Below are 24675 nucleotides of genomic sequence, written 5' to 3'. Positions count from 1 at the left end.
TCAATGATTAATTGTTTACTAACCTGCCACCAATATTTCCAACCGCTGAACCGGCTCCGGCTCCGGCTATATTTCCGGATTTTATTGCGGTCTGGTTGACATTACGGGCAAAGTTCCCTGCACCGCCGGCCTGAATAATCCAACCGGTCACCGTCGGAATGGTGAAGTATCCCACAATGCCTATAATCATAAAGATGATATACACGGTGTTTGAAGTGTCAGGGATGAATGTCGGATCGGAAAGCATTTCAATATCCCTTTCAATAATCAGGGATTGGATTTTGGCAAGCATCGAGCTGAATAGGTCTGCTACCGGAAGCCATAAATACACGCTGACATATCGGGTGAGCCACTGTGTGAGCGTAGATTGAAAGCCGTCCCATACCGATATGGCAAATGCTATCGGTCCGAGTATGGACAGGACAATCAGGAAAAAAGTCCGTATGGTATCAATGACCAAAGCTGCCGCCTGAAAAAGTATTTCCAGCAAATTGCGAAACCATTCCTTTATTGCTTTCTCTATCTTGTAAGCTTGTCTGTCCATATACATTCCTGCCATTGTGCCAACATCGGCGGGCGACCAGCCCAATTCTTCCAGTTTTTTGTCAAATTCTTCGTTTGACACCAAATAGGCAGTTTCAGGGTCGCGAAGCATCGCTTCCCGATCCAACTGGTCTTTTTTTGCCTGTAAATCGTTCAGATCAAGCACCTGATCTTCGAGGATGGAGTGGGTTCCTGTAACCACGGGACTTAGGACCGCATTGATGGTTCCCAGTACGATGGTGGGAAAAAACATGATGCAAAGGCCTAATGCAAAGGGACGCAGCAAAGGGTACATATCAATCGGCTCAGCCCGGCTGAGTGCCTGCCATACTTTAATGGCTACATAGAACAAGGCTCCCAAGCCAGCCAGTCCTTTGGACACTGCTGCCATATCGGCGGACAGTGGGAGCATCTCATCATATAATGAGCGCAGGACTTCGTGAAGATTATTAAATTCCATAGCTTACCAGTATTTTTGGTTTGGGGTTCCATAGAGTTCCAGTACTCTTTTGGTATTGTTCTGCTTCTTTGCCCTCAGGATGCTTATGGAGATATTCTTGTTGGTATAGTAGCGTACCAGACTGTGGTATTCTTTGACTTCTTTGTAAACACGGTCAATAATATCCATGCGCTCTTTGTCATTCAGAGAAAGGCCTGATGAGCTTACAATCTGTTTGAGTTCTTTCAGCAGCTCGGTACTCTCACCCAGCAGTGCTGAATAGCCATTGGCGATAGCTGCCAATTCCTGGGCAGAAAAATTGGGGTCGTTCATCATCTTGCCAAAATTCTGTACATACATTTCAGACACATTTCCGACTAGTAGTACAGTCTGCTGTACTTTGCGTGCATCTTTTACCAGATTGTTTACCGCCTGCAGCTTGTCGTAATATTCTTTGCCCTGCTTATATACCTTTTCCACTTCCTTGAAATTTTTAATAACATTGGATACCGTGGATGAAGTCTGTATGATTTCATTGGCACTGTTGAGAATCCCTGAAGCCAAATTTGCCGGATCGGTAACTACAAATTGAGCTTTCGCTGAAGGTGTGGCGGCAAGCATTATTGCCGTACACACCAGTAACATTAATTTTTTCATTGTTCTTCGTTTTTAAATTAGTAATCATTATTGATTTGCTTTATCACGACGCTCGATAGCGATGTGCTTGATGGCGAGTTCTACATTGCCGTCCAGTTCTGAGGCAAGCTGCATCACTTCCATTTTCTCGGTTTCTTCGGTGGTATAGGCGAGATATTCTTCGAGGCTGACTTCTGTGGCATATACCGCAGAGTGCGTACCGCCCAGACCTATCCATACTTCCTTGTAAAGCCGTGTAGGATCGTTGTTCATGTTGATGGAAAGTACCTGTGCCTTTTCTTTGTCGGTCAGACCCAGCATTGCCTGTATATCATCAAATTTGTTCATGTACTTGCGCTGGTCGAGCAGGATTTTACAATCGGAGTTGTTGATAATACTTTCTTTTACAATGGGTGACTGGATGATGTCATCTACTTCCTGCGTTACCACAATGGCTTCACCGAAAAATTTGCGGACAGTTTTAAAGAGATACTTTATGTATTCCGCCATTCCTTCTTTGGCGATCGCTTTCCAAGCCTCTTCAATGAGGATTAATTTCCGGATTCCTTTGAGCCTGCGCATCTTGTTAATGAATACCTCCATAATAATGATGGTCACTATCGGGAAAAGGATTTTGTGATCCTTTATCGCATCAATCTCAAACACAATAAACCGTTTGGAAAGCAGGTCTAACTGCTTATCGGAATTAAGCAGGTAATCATACTCGCCACCTTTGTAATACGGTTCGAGTACATTGAGGAAATTGGCAATGTCAAAGTCTTTTTCCCGTACTTGTTTTTCTTCCAGCACCTTGCGGTAATCGTCCTGAACGTATTCATAAAAGCCATTGAAAGAAGGATACACTTCACTTTGTTTGATACGCTCGATATAACCGCTTACCGCATTGGACAACGCCACTTCTTCTGAACGGGTTGGCGGTTCATCATCTCGTTTCCAAAGCGTCAGTATGAGGGTTTTGACACTTTCTCTCTTTTCAATATCGAACACACCATCATCGGTATAGAAAGGATTAAAGGCAATCGGGTTGTCTTCGGTATACGTAAAATAGACCCCGTCTTCGCCTTTGGTCTTGCCTTTGATGAGTTCACACAATCCTTGATACGAATTACCGGTATCTACAAGCAGGACGTGTGCGCCCTGCTCATAATACTGCCGAACCATATGGTTGGTAAAAAAAGATTTACCGCTTCCCGAAGGACCCAATATAAACTTGTTTCGGTTGGTAATGATACCCCGTTTCATGGGCAGGTCTGAAATGTCCAGATGGATGGGTTTGCCTGTGAGCCTGTCTGCCATCTTGATGCCAAACGGCGATGGTGAATTGTGGTAGTTGGTTTCTTCAGTAAAGAAGCACAAAGCCGGTTCAATGAACGTGTAAAAGCTTTCCTCACTTGGAAAATCCCCGGCATTGCCGGGCATTCCTGCCCAATACAGGGTAGCTGTATCGGTAGTGTTGTGGCGGGGCTTGCATTCCATTAGAGCGAGTGCGCTCCCGCTGTCATTCTTTATCTGTTTGAGTTCGCCGGGATCTTCCGACCATGCCATGATATTAAAGTGCGCCCTGATGGACGACAGCCCAAAAGAATGGGCTTCGTTCAGGTAACGCTCAATCCATTCCTTGTTGATCTGGTTGGCACGGCTGTAACGGGCCAGTGAGTGCATGTTTCGTGCGGACTTTTCAAACTTTTGCAGGCTCTCATCGCTGTTATCCAAAAACAGATATTGATTGTAGATATGATTGCAGCTGAGCAGTAATCCCACAGGAGCAGCAAATGACAAACGGCAGTCGCTTCGGTCGGTAGATAGTTTTTCGTAACGGGTATCTGCCGATACCGTTCCGGGCAGGTCGTCCGTGTCGGATAAGGTGTGCAGGCACAGCCTTTTGTTTCCGATACGTACCTCTTCGCCTCCTAGTGCGATGTCCTGCATTGGTGTTCCGGCTTCCCTTGATAGCGTTAAATACTGTTCCAGTAATCCCTGTTTTCCTTCTGCTCCGATGATGTCTTCTTCGCTCAGGCGCTGCAATTTGACAAATCCGCTATCGTTAACGATGCGCTCAAATTGTGCCACCGCTTCCATAAAACGATGGATTGCTTCCTTATCCCTGATTTCTTTTGGTATAAGAGCACCTTTGCAAAGCGATGAAAAATTGCTCTGCATACGTATTCTTTCCTTAGTGGTTTTAGTCAGGAAGAGATAGCAGTAATGGTTCAGGAACGGGCGCTCGTTGAAATGACGTTGGTAAGACTTTGCCAAAAAACTTTGGTCGTCTTCTGTCATATCAGGTGCGTAGCTCTCTTTGATGTACCAATCCTGTTTGTGTACCACAGTAAAATCAGGCAGGGTCTTGATGGCTTTATGCCAGGCGGAATGAATGGCTTCGTATTCGGCGGAAGCTACCGTGAACAGTTCCGGTAAATACACCAGAAAGCAGGCTGTAATATCCGCGTCTTTTGAAAGGATACAGTTGTTCTCTACCGCCAGTAATGGGAACTTGCTTTCCAGTGTTGTGGTTTTTGCTGCATTTCTCATACGGCAGTGGATTTAGCGGTGAACTTCAGATAGCGGTGTACGGGCTTACGGCAGATGATGTAATGGGGATGCCTTTTTCTTGCACCTACTTTCATCAGTCCGTGTTCTCCATACTTTCTGTTCAGGGAGAAGGTCTGCCATACAATCAGCGAAGCACCGCCGCCTCCGAGAAACAGACAGATGTAGGAATTGACCCCTGCCATATACATTATCATCACGAGGATGAGTGTACCAAGTAGTCCGCCTGCGAAAATGAACAGGTATTGTGCTTTGAGTCCCTTAAATTCCACCGTTCTTCCGATGCCTTTGTTGATATTGTAATTCATAAGACAAGGGATTAAAGGAAGAATGAACGCAGAACGGTTGCGGCTACGATCAGGAAGATACACGCACCAAACCAGCTTGCTGCAGTCTTACTGGTATCGGGATCTCCGCTACTGAATTTGTTATACACTTTAACACCTCCGATGAGACCAACCACGGCTCCTATGGCATAGATGAGTTGTGTGGCGGGATCGAAATAGGACGTTACCATCTGGGTCGCTTCATTAATACCGGCTGTGCCGTTTCCCTGTGCAAATGCACTGAGACCTGTCAGCATTACTACTGTTGCTAGCAAGATTTTTTTTCTTTGTTTTTCCATGATTAAACACATTAATTTGTTGTTATTTCCCGCATTATGCGGGCTTTAACGACAAAGGTGCCATGGAAATGGAGGCGTTATAACAAAGTGGCAATCAGAGGAATTATTTGTCGGTGAGTGGCATTTACAAATAGCATTTTAATATCTTAGTCCTCTAATTATTTATATAGTTAATGTGTTTCATCTCCTGGTTAATCAGAAGGCGAAGATGATTGGGGTAAATATAATAGTTTTGGAGGACCAGATAATCCAATCGAACTTGCTGGTGTAGTTATTGGCGTCGGGGAATATTTAGTTTGAATGAAAATATATATCATTTCATCTTTACGGAAAACCTCATTTAATTTAAATTTTAATGTTCTATATTTAAAAAATATATAAGCTAATTTTTACCAGTAAAATAATATACATTGGTATTTGCAATTAGTAATAAATGATAAATACTTAATTATGGATGGTGGATATTATGCTATAAAAGGCTTTGAATTTCAAATTGATAAAACAATCCTGGAAATATTTAATACGGGAGATGAAAATAAAAAGATTAGTCTTGAACAAATTCAAGATATTAATAGTTCTGATTATGTTATGCAGATTAAATATAAAGAAACGCAGAACTATACACCAAATAAAATTCGGGAGCCTATAGTTCAATTAATTGAAGAGTTTAAAAAAAACGACAATATTAATTATTTGCTATTTTGCTATTTTAAAGATAAAATGGAGCAAAAAACAATATTAACATTAAAGGAACTTGACGATATACTGCAAATTACATTAAAAAGGAACTCTTCAAAAAAATTAAAGGATCTTAAATTAAAAATTGATTCATTTACTATAGCTGATAGAAAAAACTTTATAAAAAATTTCAACTTAATTTTTGCTCCAAATTTTCAAAGTCAATTTGAGGATGTAATATCTAAAATTAGGAATTTAAGTTTTTGCCATTCTGATGATGAAGCAATTTTTTACTATTCAAACATAACAGATTACTTTAGAAAATTGGTTGTAAATAATCCAAACGGGATAAACAGAAATTGTACACAAAAGGATATATTAAATTATATTAAGGATGGTAGAAAATTAGTCTTTACATCTTCATTTACTGAATATAAAGGAGAAGTTGAATACATGAAATATTTGAAGACTAATTTTGAAAAACCTTTAAAAAACCAAGAGCAGTTTGTTTTTATAGGTAGTATTATTAAAGCAAAAGAATTAACAATTGGACAATTGATTATTAGTGTAGTCGAAAAGTACTATGAGAAAGCTACTTATGACATAAAACCTCTGACCTTTATTGTCCCTGACAACGATGTAATAGAAATAAAAAAACAAATAATAAATAGCCATATTCTTTTTAATGATGGCTACGAATCGATTCAGTTTAATTCTGAGTTATTTTTTCAAAAACCAATAGTAAATAGAAAAACATCAGGTGTTAAAGCAACAGATAGTTTATCGAAGACGTCATTTAAATTAAGAATTATTACTAAAAGTACATTTGAAAAAATATTTAATAATGAAATCAATCCAAGAAGAGTTTATTATTTCATGGAAGCATTGAATGATAAATTAAAAGAAAATTCTTTTATAAAAATTGATCAGATAGATACAAAACAAATTCAAAAACTTTTTAATAATTAAATAATGAATTCAGAAAATTTTAAAATAGTAAGTGTTTCTTCAAACTTTATAAAAATTGAAGTGATAGATCCTTCTTTATTTGAGAATCAATTTAACATTGGAAGTTATATCAAAATTCCATACAAAAATATTGAAAATAAATATGTTGTTGGTGTCATTGAAAATTATAATATAAAAGATAATAATATTTCAAAGGGAGATGGAACTGCTGAAACAGCTTCAACTGAACCGTCTTTTGTTCTTGAAGTTAAATTGACTGGTACTTTGACTAAAACAATAGACTCTGATGTATTTGAAAGGGGCGGTCATGGTATACCACTCCCTCCCAACAACGGGATTGAATTGTTAAATGAAAAAGAATTGAACAATATTTATTCTGGAAAATTAGTAGAAAATGATAAATTTTGCTTTTCTAAGTTAGTTCAAAATATTGAGATTGATGTGCCAATTAGTGGTAACAAATTCTTTAATAAGCACTTTGCGATTGTTGGTTCAACTGGTTCAGGTAAATCCCATACTGTTGCTAAAATATTACAGGAGGCTATAAAGGCGAAAAAAGGCAGTTATGCAGGTTTAAATAATTCTCATATTGTGATTTTTGATATTCACGGAGAATATAAAACAGCTTTCCCAGAAGCTAATTATATTGATATTCAAAATCTTGTACTGCCTTATTGGCTTTTAAATAGTGAAGAATTAGAAGAATTGTTTATTGAAACTGAGGCCAATGACCACAATCAAAGAAGTGCGTTTCAAGAATCTATTACATCAAATAAGAAATTAAAGAGCACATTAGATCCAAAATTAATAGCCAAATTAAATTATGATTCCCCAACTTTTTTCGATTTAAGTGAAATATTGACATACTTTAAAAATAGAAATAATGAACAAAAACAAAAAATAAATACTATCGAATGGCTTGATTTGAAAGGTGAAAGATTTACATTCAATGAAAGCACAAATCATCATTTATTTTCAGGTGTGTTAAAAGCAGTTGATGGAGCTGCAACCAATACACAGAATGGAAAATTTATTAACTTTATCAGCAGACTAGAAATAAAATTAAATGATAAACGACTGGAATTTTTATTAGGAGAAGCATCAAAAAAGATAAGTTTTATAGATACCATTAAGCAATTTATAGGCTATCCCTGTCAAGTACAAAATGAAGATGGTGAAATAATTAATAAAGAAAAATCAAATGTGACAATAATTGATTTAGGAGGTATTCCTTTTGAGGTTCTTAGTATTACTGTGTCATTAATTTCCAGAATGCTTTTTGAATATGGTTATCATTCGACAAAACTTGCTAAGCAAGATCATGATTGCGATGTTCCTTTATTGTTAGTTTATGAGGAGGCACATAAGTACGTTCCAAAATCTGACTTAGTAAAATTTAGAGCATCAAAAAATGCAATAGAAAGAATTGCCAAAGAAGGCAGGAAATATGGAGTTACATTGGCGATTGTAAGCCAAAGACCATCTGAGATTTCAGATACAATTTTTTCCCAATGTAATAATTTTGTAACAATGAGATTAACTAATCCGGAAGATCAAAACTATGTTAAAAAGTTATTGCCGGATACTTTGGGAAATTTAACTGATTCATTGTCTACTCTTCAATCTGGAGAAGCCTTAATTATAGGAGAATCAATTGCTTTGCCTTCCTTAGTAAAAATTAATCCTTGTGGGCCAGAACCTAAATCCTCTGACATCAAATATTTTGAAATTTGGAAAAATCCTTGGACTGAGGCAGAAATAAATAAAGTTATTGATCTTTGGCAAAAATAATATTGAATTTGTAACAACTAATTATAGCAATATGTCTGAGCACGCTGTAAATATTGATGGAGAATTGCTTGATTCAAATTTATTTGAAGATGAATCTTGGGATAAACTGAAAAAGAATTACAAAATAGGTGATTTGAAAATGATTTGCTGTGGAGCTAATGCAATTCCTAAAACAAGTATAAAGTATAAAAGATTTTTTTCGCATCAAGCTGATGAATGTGCAACTGCGCCAGAGACGATTTGGCACAAGACCTCAAAAAAAATAATTGTTGAGGAATTTGTTAAATTAGGTTTTAAAGCACTTGAGGAACAAATTGGAAATGGATGGATTGCTGATGTATATGTTGAATTAAATGGCAGGAAAATTGCAATTGAACTTCAGCAATCTCCTCAGACACTAAGAGTTTATTTTGAAAGACAAAAAAAATATTCAGAATCTCAAGTTGAAGCGTATTGGCTTCTATTTCCTCCTAGATATCTGACAATAAAAAAAGCAATAGGTCAATATCGATTAAAAAATGAGTTCAATAATAAATGCCCTAATCCAGGCTTTTTCCCATCATTGAATGATCTTCCTGTTTTCTATATTGATGAGAAAGAATATAGGATAAAAGGTGTAGGGTTATTTAATCATTCTATTAAAGATTTTATTTTGAGCCTTGTAAAAAGTAAACTAGCTTATGGTAGAACTTGGTATATAGAAGGAACAATGTCTTTAGGAATATAGCACATCTATTATTAGACTTTCTAGATGTGCTAACTTAGTATTGATTGCCAATAATAAGTTGAGACAAAAGTTAAGGACATAAAAATACATCCTTAACTTGTTTCAATCCCATCACATGACCATGATTTGATTTACAACTTATTCATACAAACTCACCAATATTAAAATCTTCCAAATCATTTTTCCGCAAAATGGAAGAACCGGCATCCGCTTCAGAAGAAAGACCCCCGTCTAATAGCTCGGCTATTTTACGGGAGGCCCTTTCCATGGAATTTTCCAGCAGACTGAATAATTCGGTTCCTTGTATTTTCTGAACAACCGCAACCGCTGTTTCCTTTTGAGAAGGCTCCAATTTTTCTTTTTGCAGCAGCATCCCCACGGAGCTTAGTTCTTCAAAGGTAACCCCTTGGGCAAAACCGTAATCCTCGCCAGATATTCCATACCTGTTCCATTCTTCCTCTTCTTCCTCAAAATCAGGCATATTTCTGAAAACATCGTCCAGTTCTTCCTGCGGAATTTGTATGTCAAAATCGTTTTCTTCGATTTCTGATTCAAAATTATCAATCTCTTTTACCAAATCTTCGTTTAGGCTTTTGGAGGTACTAGTTGGCACCGAAAGTCTTTTCATTGATTTGGGAATACCCATGATTTCAGGTAGATTGGGATTTACGAATGGCGGCTGCTCTTGTGTTGAAACCACCTTTTTTATGATGATCTTGTCCTTTGATAAAAGGACAATGACAATCAGCAAACAGATAATAATCAATATTTCCATAGCTATAATATTGGTTTCTGTTTTTCATTGAAGATTGCTTTGATATCTTCTCCATATTCATTGAAATGCTGCTCCAATATATTATGCAGGTAATTAAATATAGTCAGCTTATTACCTCCGATGACATGAACAATCCGCTGTAAACGTTCATGGAATTCGGGAATGATGTAGACCGATTTACCTTCTCTTGCGGTCCTGTCGTTGCCTTTCATAAAGGAGGTTTTGTATTGACTTATACGGGCTTTCTTTCTTGCCCTTTTTTCATTTTGTGTCATGATTATATTGTTTAAAAAATGGGTTTATATTTATTATTAAAATCCTCTGTAATTGTTTTTTCAAACAGTTCAAAATGATGTTCCAGGATATTGTCCAGATAGGCATATAATGGTATCTTGTCTTCACCGATGACCTGTACAATCCGAGATAACCGCTCGTGATATTCCTGACGGATATATATGCTTTTATCTCCCCTGCGTGTCATCGTGTGGCTGTTCAGAAAGCGATCTTGATATGATGTATCTGAAGTCTTTTTGTTACGGTTTTTTTCACGGAGTATCGGTTTTTCTATGTCAGGTTCTTTGGGTGGTGGTATCTGTCCTGGCTTTCTCACACCTCCGGCCATAATGGACATGATAAATTCTTCATCAACCGGCTGGTCCTCGTTTTTTTGATCCTTATTATCCATACGATTTACAATTTGAGTGTCCTGATAAATTCATCGATAAAGAGATCAAGATGGCAGGCTTTCATTAGCCTTTCATCGGGAGGAAGCAAGGTGGAGCGAAAAACGGTTTTTGCTTCCGCTTCGCTTTCTTTACGAAAGCGTTTACTGTCGCTAATCTGCGTTTTCATCAGTTGTTGTCCCAGATCTGTGATCACTTTTCCATAGAATTCGTACAGTGGCGATTTTTCTCTGCCATCTACCTGGTTCCAGAATAAACTGATAGTCTCAATGGAGGTTCCGTCTTTTTTCATGAGTACATTGGTCAGCACATCGGTAAAAGTCAGTGTACTTTCTATTACTACACGGTCAGCTGTAATAGGGGAAAAGATATGGTGCATTCTCGTCATTGTATTCAGGATACCTGGTGTGTTGACTGTTCCCGGCAAATCGAAAAAGATAAGATCGACAGGTACAGTTGAGGAAGCTAAAAAATCCCCGGCTTGTTTGATCGCTTCATCTGCCCTGCATTGCAGCACAGGATATGCTTTTTTGTTGATCGTTAGGAACTGCCGGTGTGCCAGCTTTTTGAATGCCTCATTTTGCATAACGGCTTTCATATCCCGTTCCCTCATCAGGGAAAGACTATACTGGGGGTAGTCGCAATCAAAGATGGCAACGTTATAACCCATTCGATAATGCATAATACTGGCAACGATTGCCGTAAATGTGCTTTTCCCTACGCCACCTTTTTGGCTCGAAAAGGCAATAAATAATGTCTTGTTCTTTCTTTCCATTGTTTTTATTTTTTATAGTTCTACATATGTTCTTTCTATACTGCATGAGAGCATTCGTGCTATGGGGGATAGTCTCCGACCAGCTCTCCGGTACACACCAGTGGTATCCAGCAGGTCTTCCCGACCACTTGCTGTCTTGTGTTTCAACTTGTGCGCCGGCATTGATGTGTTCTTCACCACTGTCTTTTATTCCTAAAAGTTTTCCCGCTGTTCATCCTGCCCGCCGCCAGACATGAAGGTGATCGGTATAATCTTCGCTCTCGGCTTGTTCTCTCGTCTTCCTGAAATTGGTCGATCCTCTTTTCCAGCGTGCCTGACGGCAAGAAGTCCGGCCATTTCCCGATCCGGAATATCCCCATTTTTGTACTCAGGAACGAGCACGGGAATGAGCCTTTGCCTGATTGCTATCACAAAGGATGATTATTCTTTTTAATGTAAATACCACCTGTCCTTCATTGGCGTTAGGTGGCACTCTTTGGCAGTGAAACACACTGCAATGGTTCCATTTTGAGGACTTTACTTTGTAAAGGTTTTGATAAGTCGAACAGATGAAAAACTCAAATCAATTTTGGGGTGACAACCGGAACGGCGTCAAGCCGTTTTTCCCTGCTAACTTTAATCCGCCTGGAAGGGCGGATTTTCCTTTCACCCGAAAGGAGCAAGTTGTGTTTTGAGCTGCTCGAAATGAATTCCGCTGCTCAAAACAACTTGCTCTGCTGAGAGCTGAAAACATTCTCCAAAGTCGATGTTTATAAATATATAATTAGATTTTTATGGACCAAAGCAATAACAGACAACCAAAGAAATCAGGACGCAATCTTAAAAAGGACCCTGCTATATTCCGATACTCCATATCATTGAGTGCAGAAGAAAACGCCCGTTTTCTTTCTCTTTTTGAACAATCAGAAATGAATGTAATGGCACATTTTATCACTGCCTGTATTTTTCAGAAGACCATTAAGACCATCAAAGTTGACAAAGTTACCATGGATTATTATATGCGACTGACCACACTATACGGTCAGTTCCGGTCAGTTGGAGTGAATTATAACCAGATTGTAAAGCTGCTTTATCGCAATTTTTCACAGAAAAAAGCATCCGCTTATCTCTATAAACTTGAAAAACAAACGGCTGAAATGGCAGGATTATGTCAGCAAATCATTCAGCTTACAGGAGAATTTGAAACAAAATATCTTAAAAAAAGCGACTGATATGGTGGCTAAAATCGGCAGAGGACTAAATTTGACAGGTGTACTTACCTATAATCAACTCAAAATAGAGAAAGAAAATGCAGAGGTTCTCTTTACCCATAAGATGCTGGAAACACCTGATGGTCATTATTCTGTTGCTCAAATGTTCCGCTCTTTCGAGCCCTATTTGCTGGCGAATCGTAAAACGGAGAAAACAGTATTGCATATTTCCCTCAATCCGGATCCAAAGGACAATGTCAGTAATGAAAAATTTAATGCTATTGCACAGGAGTATATGCAAAAAATGGGATACGGAGAACAGCCTTTCGTAGTGTTCAAGCATACTGATATTGAGCGTACCCACATTCATATCGTTTCGGTTTGCGTGGATGAAGAAGGCAGGAAAATTTCGGATAGTTATGAGCGTAAACGTTCGATGGATATATGCCGTGAGCTGGAACGAAAATACGGATTAGCCTGCGCAACAGGCAAAGAATACAAACAAAACGAGAATGCATTCCGCCCAGTGAATTACAAAACCAATGACATTAAAGGCCAAATCGCTTCGGTCGTTCGGTATCTGCCTAAACATTATCAGTTTCAAAGTTTGGGAGAATACAATGCTTTGTTATCCTTGTTTAATATTACGGCAGAAGAGGTCAAGGGAGAACTGCACGGGCAGCCCAAACAAGGGCTGGTCTATTTTGCCCTGAATGAAAATGGAGAAAAAACAAGTAACCCGTTTAAAGCATCTCTTTTTGGAAAAAGTGCAGGATATATCGAACTTCAAAATCATTTTACAACGTCCAAAGAAGCATTAAGGGAAAGTGATGTTAAACTATCCATCAGGAAAGCAATTGAAACAGTGCTACAATCTGCAACTGATGAAGGGGACTTTAAAAAGCAATTGGGTGAAAGAGGAATTAATGTTGTTGTCCGCCGAAATGAAACAGACCGCATTTATGGAATTACATTCATTGACCATAACTCTAAATCCGTATGGAATGGTTCACGTTTGGGGAAAGAACTCTCAGCAAATGTGTTCAACGACTGGTGGAATAACGCACTACAACCGCAAGTCAAAAACACTGAGGATACAGAAACAGTTTTAACCAAAACAGTATCCGAAATTTTACCAGATGACAAACCACACGATTTATTTGATTTCCTAAGTAATCAAGATCCTGTGCAAGTTGACGATGGACATAGCATTATAGAATGTTTCGGTGGGTTATTACCAGAAGCTCAGGGAGAAGATTACCAGGAACAGGATTTTGCCAATAAGATGAAGAAGAAAAGGAAACGTAAAAGAGGTCAATAGGTTTTGCTTTTCATTATGAACTCTTGATTATGATGACACTTTCAATCCCCCAGCATAACTCCAGTACAAAATCTTCGGAGCAGTTGGTGTCTTGAACTGATAAATACCATAGATGTATAATGAAAAAAGTATAAATGCTCCCCAACTAAATCCAATACACAATATACCCTGGCGTTCTGTCGGACTGAACATACCAGCAACCAATGATTTTACTATAAATGAGGGGATAATACAGCATAATAAAACACAGATTACCCACGGTAATATCCATAACTTCTGGTTCTTTGCCCGCAATCCGATGATAGTTCCTTTAAAGAAATAAATGATGCAGAAAATTAGGTAGGTAAATAATATGGAAAAAGCCCAAATTTTGAATTTGTTGGTTTCTTCTCCCCACAACTTTTGAGACAGTAAAAATCCGGCATAAAAGAAAATACCGAAAATTGCAGCCATTTTTAAGACGAAAATAAAAACCCCAGCGATACCAAACATTAATCCTGTTGCAGATTTACTTTCTTCATTTTTCCGGGCTTCATATTCTTGTTCACTTTCTCCCGGATCAGCATCAGGATTATAGTAATTCATATTATTTTTTCTTTAATGTTGATATTTAAATTGATGAGATACCCAAAATAATTTTCAGGACTATAAATTTAATAAAAAAATCATTATAAAATCTAAACCTGATTGAAACCACGTAACGCCAAACACTGCCACGCACCTCCAATGCCTGCCACATTTTTATAGCCACGCTGCACAGCCTTTAAATTCACGCCCTAACATTTAATAATTAGAAAATGCAGGGAGAAGATGACTTAAGGGGATTGGCCAAGATTATGGAGTTTATGCGTGCCGTAAGTATTTTATTAGTACTGATGCACTGCTATTGGTTTTGTTACGAGTTCTTCAAAGAAGAACAATGGACATTATCTATTATTGATAAAATATTGACAAACTTTCAGCGAACGGCCGGGCTGTTTTCCCATACGTTGTATACGAAACTATTTGCTTTGGTTCTTCTGGCATTAAGCTGTTTGGGCAGTAAAGGCGTGAAAAACGAAAAGATCACATGGGAAAAAATCTATATAGCGCTCACAATAGGTTTTGTTTTTTTCTTTCTCAATACTCCATTACTTAGGCTACCTGTAGAAATGGCCACATTCTTATATATTTTCACCTTGAGTTTGGGGTATATCTCCCTGCTGATGGCAGGTGTATGGATGAGTAGGTTACTCAAAAATAACCTCATGGATGATGTCTTTAATACTGAAAATGAAAGTTTCATGCAGGAAACCCTGTTGATGCAAAATGAGTATTCTGTCAATCTGCCAACCAAATTCTGGTATCAAAAAAAACAGCATAATGGCTGGATCAATATTGTAAATCCTTTCAGGGCAACTATTGTGCTGGGTACACCAGGATCTGGAAAGAGTTATGCAATTGTAAACAATTACATTAAGCAACAAATCGAAAAAGGTTTTTCGATGTATATCTATGATTTTAAGTTTGATGACCTTTCCACTATTGCTTACAACCATCTGTTGAAACACACCGACAAATACAAAGTTAAACCAAAGTTTTACGTAATCAATTTTGATGACCCCAGAAGAAGCCATCGATGCAATCCTATAAATCCCGATTTCATGACCGACATCTCCGATGCCTATGAATCAGCATATACCATTATGCTGAACCTAAACCGTTCCTGGATACAGAAGCAGGGTGATTTTTTCGTCGAAAGCCCGATTATCCTTTTGGCAGCTATTATTTGGTTTTTGAAGATTTATGATAATGGAAAGTATTGCACTTTTCCTCACGCGATTGAACTGCTCAACAAAAAATACGCAGACGTCTTTACAATTTTGACCACATATTCCGAATTAGAAAATTATCTCTCTCCATTTATGGATGCGTGGCAGGGTGGCGCTCAAGATCAGCTGCAAGGACAGATTGCTTCTGCTAAAATTCCTTTGTCAAGGATGATCTCGCCACAGTTGTACTGGGTAATGACTGGTGATGATTTTTCACTGGATATAAATAATCCTGCAGCCCCTAAAATCCTCTGTGTGGGAAATAATCCTGATCGGCAAAATATTTATTCTGCTGCCTTAGGATTGTACAATTCCAGAATTGTAAAACTCATTAATAAAAAAGGACAGCTCAAAAGTTCAGTAATCATAGACGAATTGCCCACAATATATTTTCGCGGGTTGGACAATCTTATTGCCACTGCACGAAGCAATGAGGTGGCAGTATGTTTGGGATTTCAGGATTATTCGCAATTGACAAGAGATTATGGAGATAAGGAAAGTAAAGTAATTCAAAATACCGTAGGGAATATTTTTAGCGGGCAGGTTGTAGGTGAAACTGCTAAAAGCCTTTCGGAACGTTTTGGTAAAATATTGCAACGACGCCAAAGTATGACAATCAATCGGAATGATAAATCAACTTCTATTTCCACACAATTGGAAAGCCTGATTCCAGCCTCCAAAATCTCTACGCTGACACAGGGAATGTTTGTAGGTGCCGTTTCGGATAATTTTGATGAACGCATCGAGCAAAAGATTTTTCATGCGGAGATTGTTGTAGATAATGAAAAAGTTGCTGCTGAAACCAAAAAATATCAGAAAATCCCAGAGATACTTTCTTTTGTAAATGAACAGGGAGAAGATATGATGAAAGCTGAAATAGAGGCTAATTATAAACAGATCAAACAGGATATTATTGGGATAGTGTCGGATGAACTCGAGCGAATTAAAAATGATCCCGACCTGCAACATTTGGTACCAAAAACAAATGATAAAAAAGGCGATACTCCCAAATAAACACACTTTTTTCAGAGCTGCAATCAGGAGATTTTTACTTTCTGAAGAGGCTGCGATGTTTGATCCTCTTGTGGTTTTTGTTCGGGGTCCTGTATTTGTTGTTCCGGAGTAATTGATAGTTGTATTTCCCTTTCCAGTGCCGCCAATTCGTTTTTTAATTCCCCCAGTGCATTCTCTTTAGTCCATACGGTGTTTACTAATTCTTCAAGGACAGGGATGTCTTTTTCAATCTCCCTTATCTTCTTCTGTTCCTGTCCTATCAATCCCGGTAGTTTCTCCAGTGCATTTAAAAAATTCATAGAGGCCAGTTTATGATCGGTCGCCATCTGTCCATTGTTATAGGTATATTTGATATTGCCTTCTCCTTGTATAAAGAAGCGGTTATCCTTGATAGTAATTCCTTCTTTTTGCGAAACCTCTGTTTTTACCAAAAGTGTAAATCCATACAATGTGCCGATTTCCTCATATTGTCCCTCTGTACGTGCTTTATCAGCAAGCAGATTCAGCTTTTGACCAATCTGTTTTATATCCGCATCCGGAGCTAGTCCAATGAGTTGGACCGGATTCAATACTGTACCGTCCTTATTTTTCTGGATACGTTTTTCAATATTCTGCCAATCGATGGAAATTCGTTCCATTAGGGATTTTGCAGATTCAAGGGTCGCCGTACTATTTTCCAGTTTATATCTTGACATAGACTTGGAACGGGTGAAAGCCTGTCTTTCGCTTTCCAAAGAAGTAATCTTTTTTTCCAATTTGGCTTTTTCCAGCAAATCGGTATTGCCGGAAAGAATGGCAACATATTCTGAGAAATTCATTCCCGATTTTTCATCCATACCGCCTTCATCAATGGTACGTTTCCCGAGGCTATTATTTTTGAGCTGATCGATAAATAATTGTTTATTGTGTAACAGGTTAAATTTGTAGCTATCCAAAGATTTTTCAACTGCATAGATGATTATATCAACTTTGTTATCTGCAAAAAACTTTGCAATCTCATTGCCTTTACGGATGGCTCTGCCATCCCTCTGCGCCAGATCACTCGGTCTCCACGGTGTGTCCAGATGATGTACGGCAACTGCACGTTTCTGGGCATTGACTCCCGTTCCCAGCATATCGGTTGATCCAAACAATATTCTGATTTTCCCTTCATTCATAGCGCTGATGAACTCCTTGCGCATCTTGTCGGTTTTTGCTTCCTGAATAAAACGTATTTCATGTGCCGGAATTCCATGATCCTCCACTAGCTTGCGTTTGATTTCCGAATACACATTCCATTCTGTCTGTTTGTAGGTCCCTAAATCGGAGAATACAAACTGGGTTCCTTTTTGGGCATTAAAACGATAGTAATATGCTGCCACCTTTGCTGCGCAATGGGAGGCTTTGCTGTCCGGGTGGTCATCGTACTTCTGACTGATCATACGCATATCTAGCGACATTTTTCGGGCATAGTCGGTAGCGATTAACATTTTTGCTTTTTCTTCGGAGGGAGATAATTTTGATCTTCCCAATAGCGTTGCATCACCTGTTTTTGCAAACTCCATCAGTTTTTGGATGAATATCTCCTGTTGCGGGGTTGGTGGAATATTATGCAGTATTTCATTCTTTTGTGGACGATCAATGCCAATATCTTTTGCCGTACGGTAATCCGTAATCTCCGTGTAAAACTGAGCCAGTTCCGGTACTTTTATAAAATATCGGAAGCGTTCTTTCTGAACAATATTGTTGGCTACTGAGAATTCATAATCGGTAGTCTTTCGGGCATAGATAGCTGCCCATGCATCAAAACAATTGACACCTTGTTTTTCTAATGCCTGTGGACGAAGGTATTTAAACAATAAATAAAGTTCGGTCAGTGAGTTGCTAATGGTGGTCCCTGAAAGAAAAGTAGCGCCTAAATCTTTTCCGCTTCGTTCCTGTATCGTTCTAATGGCAAATAGCAGATTTAATGCCTTTTGGCTTCCCTGCGTATTACCCAGTCCCGCTACACGGTCATGTCGGGTGTTGAACATCAAGTTTTTGAATCGGTGGCTTTCATCCACCAACAAATGGTCAATGCCCATCATCTTAAAATCGACTATATCATCCTTGCGGTTTTCAATATCATATTGCAGTGTTTTGAGTTTGACTTCCAGATTTTGCTTTCGTATGATAACTCCCTTGAGCATGGCACGTGATATTTCTTTTCCCTGTGACTGCAATGCCTCAAGGTTTTCTTCAACACTATCCAATTCTGCCTGTAATATCTCTTTTTGCATTTCCGGTGATTGCGGGATCATCCCAAATTGGTCATGGGTCAGGATAATACAATCCCAATTGTTGTTTTTAATCTCTCCGAAAATACGCAGGCGTTTTTGAGGTGTAAAATCTTCCTTGCCTGGATATAATATTTTAGCATGTGGATACGCTTTGCGATAGGTTTCTGCTATTTCATGAACATTGGCTTTCAGGCCAATAATTATAGGCTTGTGTGCCAATCCCAAACGTTTCATTTCCTGGGCAGCCGTACACATAATGAGTGTTTTTCCTGCACCCACCTCGTGGTCACAGATGGCTCCTCCGTTTAGTTTGATCATCCATACCGCATCCTTCTGGCTGGAATACAAATCTTCTATGCCTAAAGCTGTTCGATCCAGTCCGGGAAAGTCCTGATGGCTGCCGTCATATTGTGGACGGACGAAGCAGTTAAAGGTGTCATTATATTTATCGGTCAGACGTTTCTTAAATTCATCGTTTTGAGCATACAGCCACTCAGAAAATGCTTTGCGGATTTCGTCAATCTTATTATTGGCCATCTGGATCGCTTCCATATCCCGAACCTTTATTTCCTGGTCGCCATGCATTACTTTTTTGGTAATGTCCGGTGTGGTATTGACCAAGCCATGTTTAAGCAGCGTAATTCCGTCATAAGACCGGCTTTGGGATTTTATAGCATACTTCTCCGTTATATGGATATTTTTGGTATCACAATTAATTGAAAAGTCATCCGTATTCTCCGTGTAATAGATCCGTACATCGGTATCAAACAAATGAGAAGCAAAATGGTTGTAAATACCCGTGGGTATCCAGCGCTCGCCTAAATTAAAATCCAGTTCTTCAAATTCAATGCGTCTCGGAACAGCTTGCTGCAGAGCGGACAGACTATCTCTGGCTTGCAGATCTTCAGGCTTTAATTCTAAATAGTCCTTTATCGTCTGGGCTTTTTCCACCACATTTCCTGAAATCCATCGCTCTGATATTTCATATGCTTTTTCTAAAGGATTATAAAAAATGCGTCCTTTCAGGGTCTCTTTCAGATTATCAACTGATAATCCGCTGATTTGCGACATATAATCCAAATCGACAGTCCCATACTTGTTGAGTGATGCCGCTAATGCCTCATCAGGATTATCGGTGGATAGCGTACTAACGGAAAAACTGACCGGATGGTGGAAGATATCCGATTTATGAACCACACCGCCAACCACTCGTTCCAAATAGGGGATTTCGTTTCCGGCACTATCAGTTTTGATAAGCTGGATGTTCTCGGCACTGTTCAGGTTTCCAAATCTTTTGACAAAGGCGTCATACAGACGGTTGAATGTTTCCCTTTCTTCCTTATGTTCGGTCTGCTTTTCAGTTTCTCTCTGGTATAAGTCAAGATAGACATCTCTTATGGAAACATAAGCCTCAGCTCTTGCTTTTTGGATTGGCGTTAAGTGTAGGGGAAGGAATATTGCCTGCTTGTTGTCGTTATCGAAGTCTTTTAGATAACCAATATGGTCTTTATCAATAACAAGGCATTCATTACGGTGGAACGGCTGGATTTTCCCCGTATAAACAGTGGGACCTGGAATTTCATTGATTACCGGAGTTGCTTGATTTTGACTGTTACCGTTCGTACCTGAAAATAAATCCCCAATCGAAGCCTGCTTATTGCGATTGTGAGGAGTAGTGGAAGCCGATGGCGTGTAGAGCTGCTGCGCTCCGCTGAACAAATTTCCCTGATGGCCATTTATTGCCTTTTTCCTTTGGGAATTTGGCTTTTTAGTTTTGGCAGGACTGGCTGTGGCCACGGTCTGTACCTCATTTTCAAAAAGGCCAAACAAGCTCAACTGAACTTCATTGGCATTGCTGTTTGTTGAGGTAAATGAATCCTGTTGTCTCTGTTTTATTGTTTGTTCTTCTGACACAGAAGACATAAGCTTTGGCTTATCGGGAATATGCAATGTAGTACCTGTGTTATGTTGCCCATTGTACAATCCAATATCCACACGATTAGCAAAGTCGGCAGTAAGCATCTCTTTAAGGTCTTTGGCAATACCTTCTATGCCGTCCTGATGCTCATAGATCCACGTGGGCTTCCCGTACATATCGGTGCCTTTGTACAAAGAGGTATGCACGACACGTTGCAGATTTTCAAATAGTGTATTATTGATAGTGTTATCTGAGGTTATATAGGTTTGGCAGAAGCGATTTTCCAGTTCGGACAACCCTTGCTTCCCAGTATTCTTTTGCAGGATTATCAAGTCACTCCCAACTTCAGTTCCGGCATAATCCGTAAAGAGGTTATTTGGCAAACGTATCGCTGAAATCAGGTTACAGTTTTGCATCAATACCTGACGTATTGGCTCATTTTTCTGGCTATTAAGAACGCCTTGTGAGGTAATAAACGCCATTAAGCCTCCATCACGAAGCACATCTACACCTTTTAAAAAGAAATAATTGTGAATACTTCGGGCAGCCTGCACACGAGCAGTATCTTTACTGCGCACAAAGGAAAGGTCAAATACCGATATATCTCCAAAAGGAATATTGCTGGCAATCACGTCATAACTTTCTTTCTCTCTATACGGGATTTCTTCAAATCCCGTAATGCGAGTGCTGCTATCTGGATAGAGTTGTTTTAATACCTTTCCTGTAAGTAACTCCTTTTCGTATGCTGTTATTTGTGATACCCCATCATTTTTAAAGGCTTCAATAAATGCACCTATTCCTGCCGATGGTTCCAAAAATCGTTGGATACTTATTCCGTTTCCCTTTATGGAGTCTACTATGGCTTTAATTACAGTAGACGGGGTGTAAAAAGCCGTCAATACGGAGCTTCTCATGCTATCCACATATTGACGGTATTGCTTTTCATCTGCAGTGTTTTCGCGTAAGAGTTGATGAAGCTCTTGGGTGAGGGGAAATAAATCCTGTTCGGATTTTACCCATTTCCCGATGGCATCGGGCGTATATATAGGATTGAGCACAAATTTAAGGCCACCAAAACCACTGTAGAGCATCATTTGCTGCCGTTCGGTTTCGGTAGACTGGCGTTTTTCTTGCTCTAAGCGAAAAGCAATTCGTAACGCTACAATGTTGTGCTTAAGGTGCTCTTTTTTACTGAAGGCCATTTTCTTCAATCCAGATTTGAATGGTTCCTACCAGTTCAGTATAGAGCAAGTCAAATTCGGGACTGTCAGCAAAATCATCGGATAGCTTATATCCAGCAAAGACAGCTTTGCAAACAGGCATCATCTTCAGGGCAAAGGGGAGGAGCTCTTCATCTGCCATCAATGTATCAAACTCATTGCATACAACTTGAAACACCGTATCAAATTTTGAAAAGTGTAATCCTTCAAATAATATATACTGGGCAATCTCATTGCATTGTTCAATTGTATTACCAGCCATAAAGGCGTCATTGTATGATTTTGCTGCTATTCGTCCACGTTTGTCAATAAAATCGTTATTTCCGGATAGCTTAGGAAAACTTGTGTTGAGTAATTCCTTTAATCTCAATGAGTAATAGGATATTTTATTTTCTGCTGCCATAAGTGTTTATTATTAGGGGATTGTAAATTTACTTCATTAGAAAATAAAGTGATGGATAGTATTGAAGATTCTTAAGGCATTATTTGACGGGAAAAGGCTTTAATTGGCATTTTATTTTGTATTGTACCTATCCAATTCCATTGAAAAATTATCTTTACCTATAGGTAATCCAGCATGACCTGCTTGTTGCGGATTGTATAAATAAGAGGTTCAATTTTTTGCTGAGATATCATGGCGTTATTGTTCATTATTTCTTTTTTTGGTTTTTTCAAATTCAAAGGAAGTTTCCGCTCTTTCATTCATAACGATATAGGCATCAAACTTTTTCCCCGATTTGCTTTTCATTCCTTTAATAAGGGAGGTTTTTCCGTTTCTAATTAGGCACTCTAAATCCGGCACATTCAATTTTATACTGCATATATTTCTGAACTGAATCCAATTGCAAAGCTCGTCAGGACACTTGACAATGTTATCCCTGATTAATAGGTGCTGCTTTTTGCATTTCGGACAAGTAAGGTCAGGGATTATTTCGGATACGATGGATAAGGCTAATAATTCCTGTGTAATTGAAGTTGCATAGTTTTCCATTTCTTTTTGAAATGTCGTGGCATCTGCTTCGTTACTTTCAATTTTATGCAAAGCCAGTTCCCATTCTGCGGTCATAGTCGCATCAGCAATTTTCTTGTCTTTGACTAGTTCATATACCTGCATCCCTTTTTCGGTAGGGACAAGGGATTTTTTATCCCTTCTGATATAGTCTCTTTTAAAAAGGGTTTCAATAATTGCTGCCCGTGTTGCTGGAGTCCCGATTCCTATGTTCTGTAGAGCTTTTCGCTCCTCTATGTTTTCAATTTCTTTTCCGATATTTTCCATGGCAGACAATAATCCGGCTTCAGTATATAAAACAGGAGCCTTGGTTTTCTTTTCCAGTATGACGACATTTTTGATTTTCAATTCATCATTATTTTGAAGCTCGGGCAAATCCTGTATCGTATCCTCATTGTCATCTGAAAAATTGCCCCTAATAGCTCTCCATCCTGGCTCAATCACTTTCCTGCCTTTCATTGTAAAATCATGATGTAAAACTTGTAAAATAACATTAGTTATTTCTTTTGAACAGGCTTGCGAAACCGATTCCAACAAACGCAAAGCAATCATTTCATAAATAGCATTTTCTTTAGCGGATAATGCTGAGGGAATCTTATCAGTAATGAACAATCCATGATGGTCCGTTACTTTAAGATTATTGACTATCCGATTATTTAATCTTCCCCATTTCACCTTGGAAACGGCATCTTTGAAAGAGCTATGATGTTCCAATGCTTTTAAAAGATTAGGAATTTCCTGCCAGAGATCTTCAGGGATATATTTGCTGCCAGTTCTGGGGTAGGTTATGAACTTTTTCTCATAAAGATTTTGGGCAATGGAAAGGGTTTCCTCTGCAGAAAAATTTAATTTTTTGTTGGCCTCTTTTTGTAAGCCAGTCAGATCAAACAGTAAGGGAGGTTGTTCTGTAACCGTTTTGCTCTCAATAAAAGTAACGGTAGCTATTGGGTTCCGCTGGATGGATTTTAGGGTATCTTCCGCTAGTTTCTTATTCTCCCATTTGTACTTGGAAAGACTTTTAAAATTGCTATATCCTTTTTGGTGATCCAATTGCACTTGCCAATAGGTCTGAATGGAAAAGTTTTTGTTCTCCTGATATCTCCTACATATTAACGCTAGTGTGGGTGTCTGTACTCTTCCCAAAGAATATATGCCATTTCCTGCGGCAATGCTCAAAGCCTGTGACGCATTAATGCCTACTAGCCAATCCGCCCTGCTTCTGCCTTGTGCTGCGTTGTATAGTCCGTCGAATTCGGCTCCTAGCTTAAGATTATCAAACCCTTCTCGGATTGCCTTTTCTGTTAATGAACTAATCCATAAACGTTGAAATGGCTTTTGGCAGTTCAGGAATTCATATATGTAGCGGAAGATTAATTCCCCTTCACGCCCTGCATCCGTAGCTACAATAATACTGTCACAGCGACTTGTGACCTGTTCAATGATTTTTAGTTGCTTTAAAGCCCCTATATCGGCCAAATAGATCTTACCCTTCTTAATTTTTCGGACTGTCAATAAAAATGGATTAGGCAATATAGGCAGTGAGGTTTTTTGAAATCCGGAAATTCCATAATCTTCCGGCATGCCTAAACCTACCAAATGCCCGAAAGCCCAGGTAACACAATAGCCATTCCCTATGATATAACCCTCTTTTTTTTCAGTGGCTCCTAATAGAACGGCTATTTCTCGGGCTACACTCGGTTTTTCTGCAATAACTACTTTCAT

General features: G+C 38.8%; 21 protein-coding genes. 7 read left to right on the top strand and 14 right to left on the bottom strand.

The window, feature by feature from the left end:
• Positions 1-7: 7 nt before the first annotated feature.
• The 5 genes from traJ to QO200_RS03900 are packed head-to-tail and all read right to left on the bottom strand — an operon-like array spanning position 8 to position 4814.
• Positions 8-1003: a conjugative transposon protein TraJ gene (gene traJ / locus QO200_RS03920; RefSeq protein WP_371536625.1), complete on the bottom strand. Its 996-nt coding sequence runs from the start codon at positions 1001-1003 to the stop codon at positions 8-10.
• 3 nt (positions 1004-1006) lie between these two features.
• Positions 1007-1639 (bottom strand): DUF4141 domain-containing protein, encoded by a 633-nt coding sequence (locus tag QO200_RS03915; protein ID WP_371536622.1) that lies wholly within the window; start codon positions 1637-1639, stop codon positions 1007-1009.
• A gap of 27 nt (positions 1640-1666) precedes the next feature.
• Positions 1667-4171, bottom strand: a complete 2505-nt coding sequence (locus QO200_RS03910) for a TraG family conjugative transposon ATPase (RefSeq protein WP_371536619.1) — start codon at positions 4169-4171, stop codon at positions 1667-1669.
• Complete coding sequence (locus tag QO200_RS03905; protein WP_371536617.1) at positions 4168-4497, bottom strand: DUF4133 domain-containing protein; 330 nt, start codon at positions 4495-4497, stop codon at positions 4168-4170. The genes QO200_RS03910 and QO200_RS03905 overlap by 4 nt, the downstream gene beginning before the upstream one ends.
• An 11-nt stretch (positions 4498-4508) precedes the next feature.
• On the bottom strand, positions 4509-4814 hold the full coding sequence (locus tag QO200_RS03900; protein ID WP_371536615.1) for a DUF4134 domain-containing protein: 306 nt from the start codon (positions 4812-4814) through the stop codon (positions 4509-4511).
• 450 nt (positions 4815-5264) lie between these two features.
• On the opposite strand from QO200_RS03900, the gene QO200_RS03895 reads away from it, so the two are divergent.
• Genes QO200_RS03895 through QO200_RS03885 form a run of 3 tightly spaced genes read left to right on the top strand, consistent with a single transcriptional unit; the run spans position 5265 to position 8979 of the window.
• Positions 5265-6461 carry a hypothetical protein gene (locus QO200_RS03895; protein WP_371536613.1) on the top strand — a complete coding sequence of 399 codons (1197 nt, stop codon included), beginning with the start codon at positions 5265-5267 and terminating at the stop codon, positions 6459-6461.
• Positions 6462-6464: 3 nt separating this feature from the next.
• The gene (locus tag QO200_RS03890; RefSeq protein WP_371536611.1) at positions 6465-8252 is read left to right on the top strand and encodes an ATP-binding protein; all 1788 of its coding nucleotides are present in this window, start codon (positions 6465-6467) and stop codon (positions 8250-8252) included.
• Positions 8233-8979 (top strand): hypothetical protein, encoded by a 747-nt coding sequence (locus QO200_RS03885; RefSeq protein WP_371536609.1) that lies wholly within the window; start codon positions 8233-8235, stop codon positions 8977-8979. Before QO200_RS03890 ends, QO200_RS03885 begins: the two co-directional genes overlap by 20 nt.
• 142 nt (positions 8980-9121) lie before the next feature.
• On the opposite strand, the gene QO200_RS03880 is transcribed toward QO200_RS03885, so the two are convergent.
• The 3 genes from QO200_RS03880 to QO200_RS03870 are packed head-to-tail and all read right to left on the bottom strand — an operon-like array spanning position 9122 to position 9966.
• Positions 9122-9694 (bottom strand): conjugal transfer protein TraD, encoded by a 573-nt coding sequence (locus tag QO200_RS03880; RefSeq protein ID WP_371536925.1) that lies wholly within the window; start codon positions 9692-9694, stop codon positions 9122-9124.
• Positions 9630-9782: a hypothetical protein gene (locus QO200_RS03875; protein WP_371536936.1), complete on the bottom strand. Its 153-nt coding sequence runs from the start codon at positions 9780-9782 to the stop codon at positions 9630-9632. Before QO200_RS03875 ends, QO200_RS03880 begins: the two co-directional genes overlap by 65 nt.
• Positions 9757-9966, bottom strand: a complete 210-nt coding sequence (locus QO200_RS03870) for a DUF3408 domain-containing protein (RefSeq protein WP_371536922.1) — start codon at positions 9964-9966, stop codon at positions 9757-9759. Before QO200_RS03870 ends, QO200_RS03875 begins: the two co-directional genes overlap by 26 nt.
• Here QO200_RS03870 and QO200_RS03865 point away from each other — a divergent pair.
• On the top strand, positions 9904-10044 hold the full coding sequence (locus QO200_RS03865) for a hypothetical protein (RefSeq protein ID WP_371536934.1): 141 nt from the start codon (positions 9904-9906) through the stop codon (positions 10042-10044). The two genes, QO200_RS03870 and QO200_RS03865, sit on opposite strands and share 63 nt — an antisense overlap.
• Here the strand turns inward: QO200_RS03865 and QO200_RS03860 are convergent.
• Together QO200_RS03860 and QO200_RS03855 are read right to left on the bottom strand one after the other, a co-directional pair.
• Positions 10041-10439: a DUF3408 domain-containing protein gene (locus tag QO200_RS03860; protein WP_371536606.1), complete on the bottom strand. Its 399-nt coding sequence runs from the start codon at positions 10437-10439 to the stop codon at positions 10041-10043. The genes QO200_RS03865 and QO200_RS03860 overlap by 4 nt on opposite strands.
• Positions 10440-10444: 5 nt before the next feature.
• Complete coding sequence (locus tag QO200_RS03855) at positions 10445-11212, bottom strand: ParA family protein (protein ID WP_371536604.1); 768 nt, start codon at positions 11210-11212, stop codon at positions 10445-10447.
• A gap of 773 nt (positions 11213-11985) precedes the next feature.
• Between QO200_RS03855 and mobA the strand changes: the two genes are divergently transcribed.
• Positions 11986-12423 (top strand): conjugal transfer protein MobA, encoded by a 438-nt coding sequence (gene mobA / locus QO200_RS03850; protein ID WP_371536602.1) that lies wholly within the window; start codon positions 11986-11988, stop codon positions 12421-12423.
• Position 12424: 1 nt separating this feature from the next.
• Positions 12425-13723 carry a conjugal transfer protein MobB gene (gene mobB / locus QO200_RS03845; RefSeq protein WP_371536919.1) on the top strand — a complete coding sequence of 433 codons (1299 nt, stop codon included), beginning with the start codon at positions 12425-12427 and terminating at the stop codon, positions 13721-13723.
• A 27-nt stretch (positions 13724-13750) separates the two neighbouring features.
• On the opposite strand, the gene QO200_RS03840 is transcribed toward mobB, so the two are convergent.
• Entirely contained in the window at positions 13751-14308 is a 558-nt protein-coding gene (locus tag QO200_RS03840) for a hypothetical protein (protein WP_371536600.1), read from the bottom strand.
• Positions 14309-14520: 212 nt separating this feature from the next.
• Between QO200_RS03840 and mobC the strand changes: the two genes are divergently transcribed.
• Positions 14521-16548 carry a conjugal transfer protein MobC gene (gene mobC, locus QO200_RS03835; protein WP_371536597.1) on the top strand — a complete coding sequence of 676 codons (2028 nt, stop codon included), beginning with the start codon at positions 14521-14523 and terminating at the stop codon, positions 16546-16548.
• Between the two features lie 23 nt (positions 16549-16571).
• On the opposite strand, the gene QO200_RS03830 is transcribed toward mobC, so the two are convergent.
• The 3 genes from QO200_RS03830 to QO200_RS03820 all read right to left on the bottom strand — a co-directional run bounded on the left by QO200_RS03830 (position 16572) and on the right by QO200_RS03820 (position 24675).
• Positions 16572-21926: an N-6 DNA methylase gene (locus QO200_RS03830; RefSeq protein ID WP_371536593.1), complete on the bottom strand. Its 5355-nt coding sequence runs from the start codon at positions 21924-21926 to the stop codon at positions 16572-16574.
• Positions 21913-22347 carry a DUF1896 domain-containing protein gene (locus tag QO200_RS03825; RefSeq protein WP_371536590.1) on the bottom strand — a complete coding sequence of 145 codons (435 nt, stop codon included), beginning with the start codon at positions 22345-22347 and terminating at the stop codon, positions 21913-21915. Before QO200_RS03825 ends, QO200_RS03830 begins: the two co-directional genes overlap by 14 nt.
• 237 nt (positions 22348-22584) lie before the next feature.
• Positions 22585-24675 (bottom strand): DNA topoisomerase 3, encoded by a 2091-nt coding sequence (locus QO200_RS03820; RefSeq protein WP_371536588.1) that lies wholly within the window; start codon positions 24673-24675, stop codon positions 22585-22587.

This window comes from Flavobacterium sp. Arc3, from assembly GCF_041431375.1.
Lineage (GTDB): Bacteria > Bacteroidota > Bacteroidia > Flavobacteriales > Flavobacteriaceae > Flavobacterium.
Note: the sequence above shows the minus strand (reverse complement) of the source record. Positions and strands in the feature narration are given on the sequence as shown.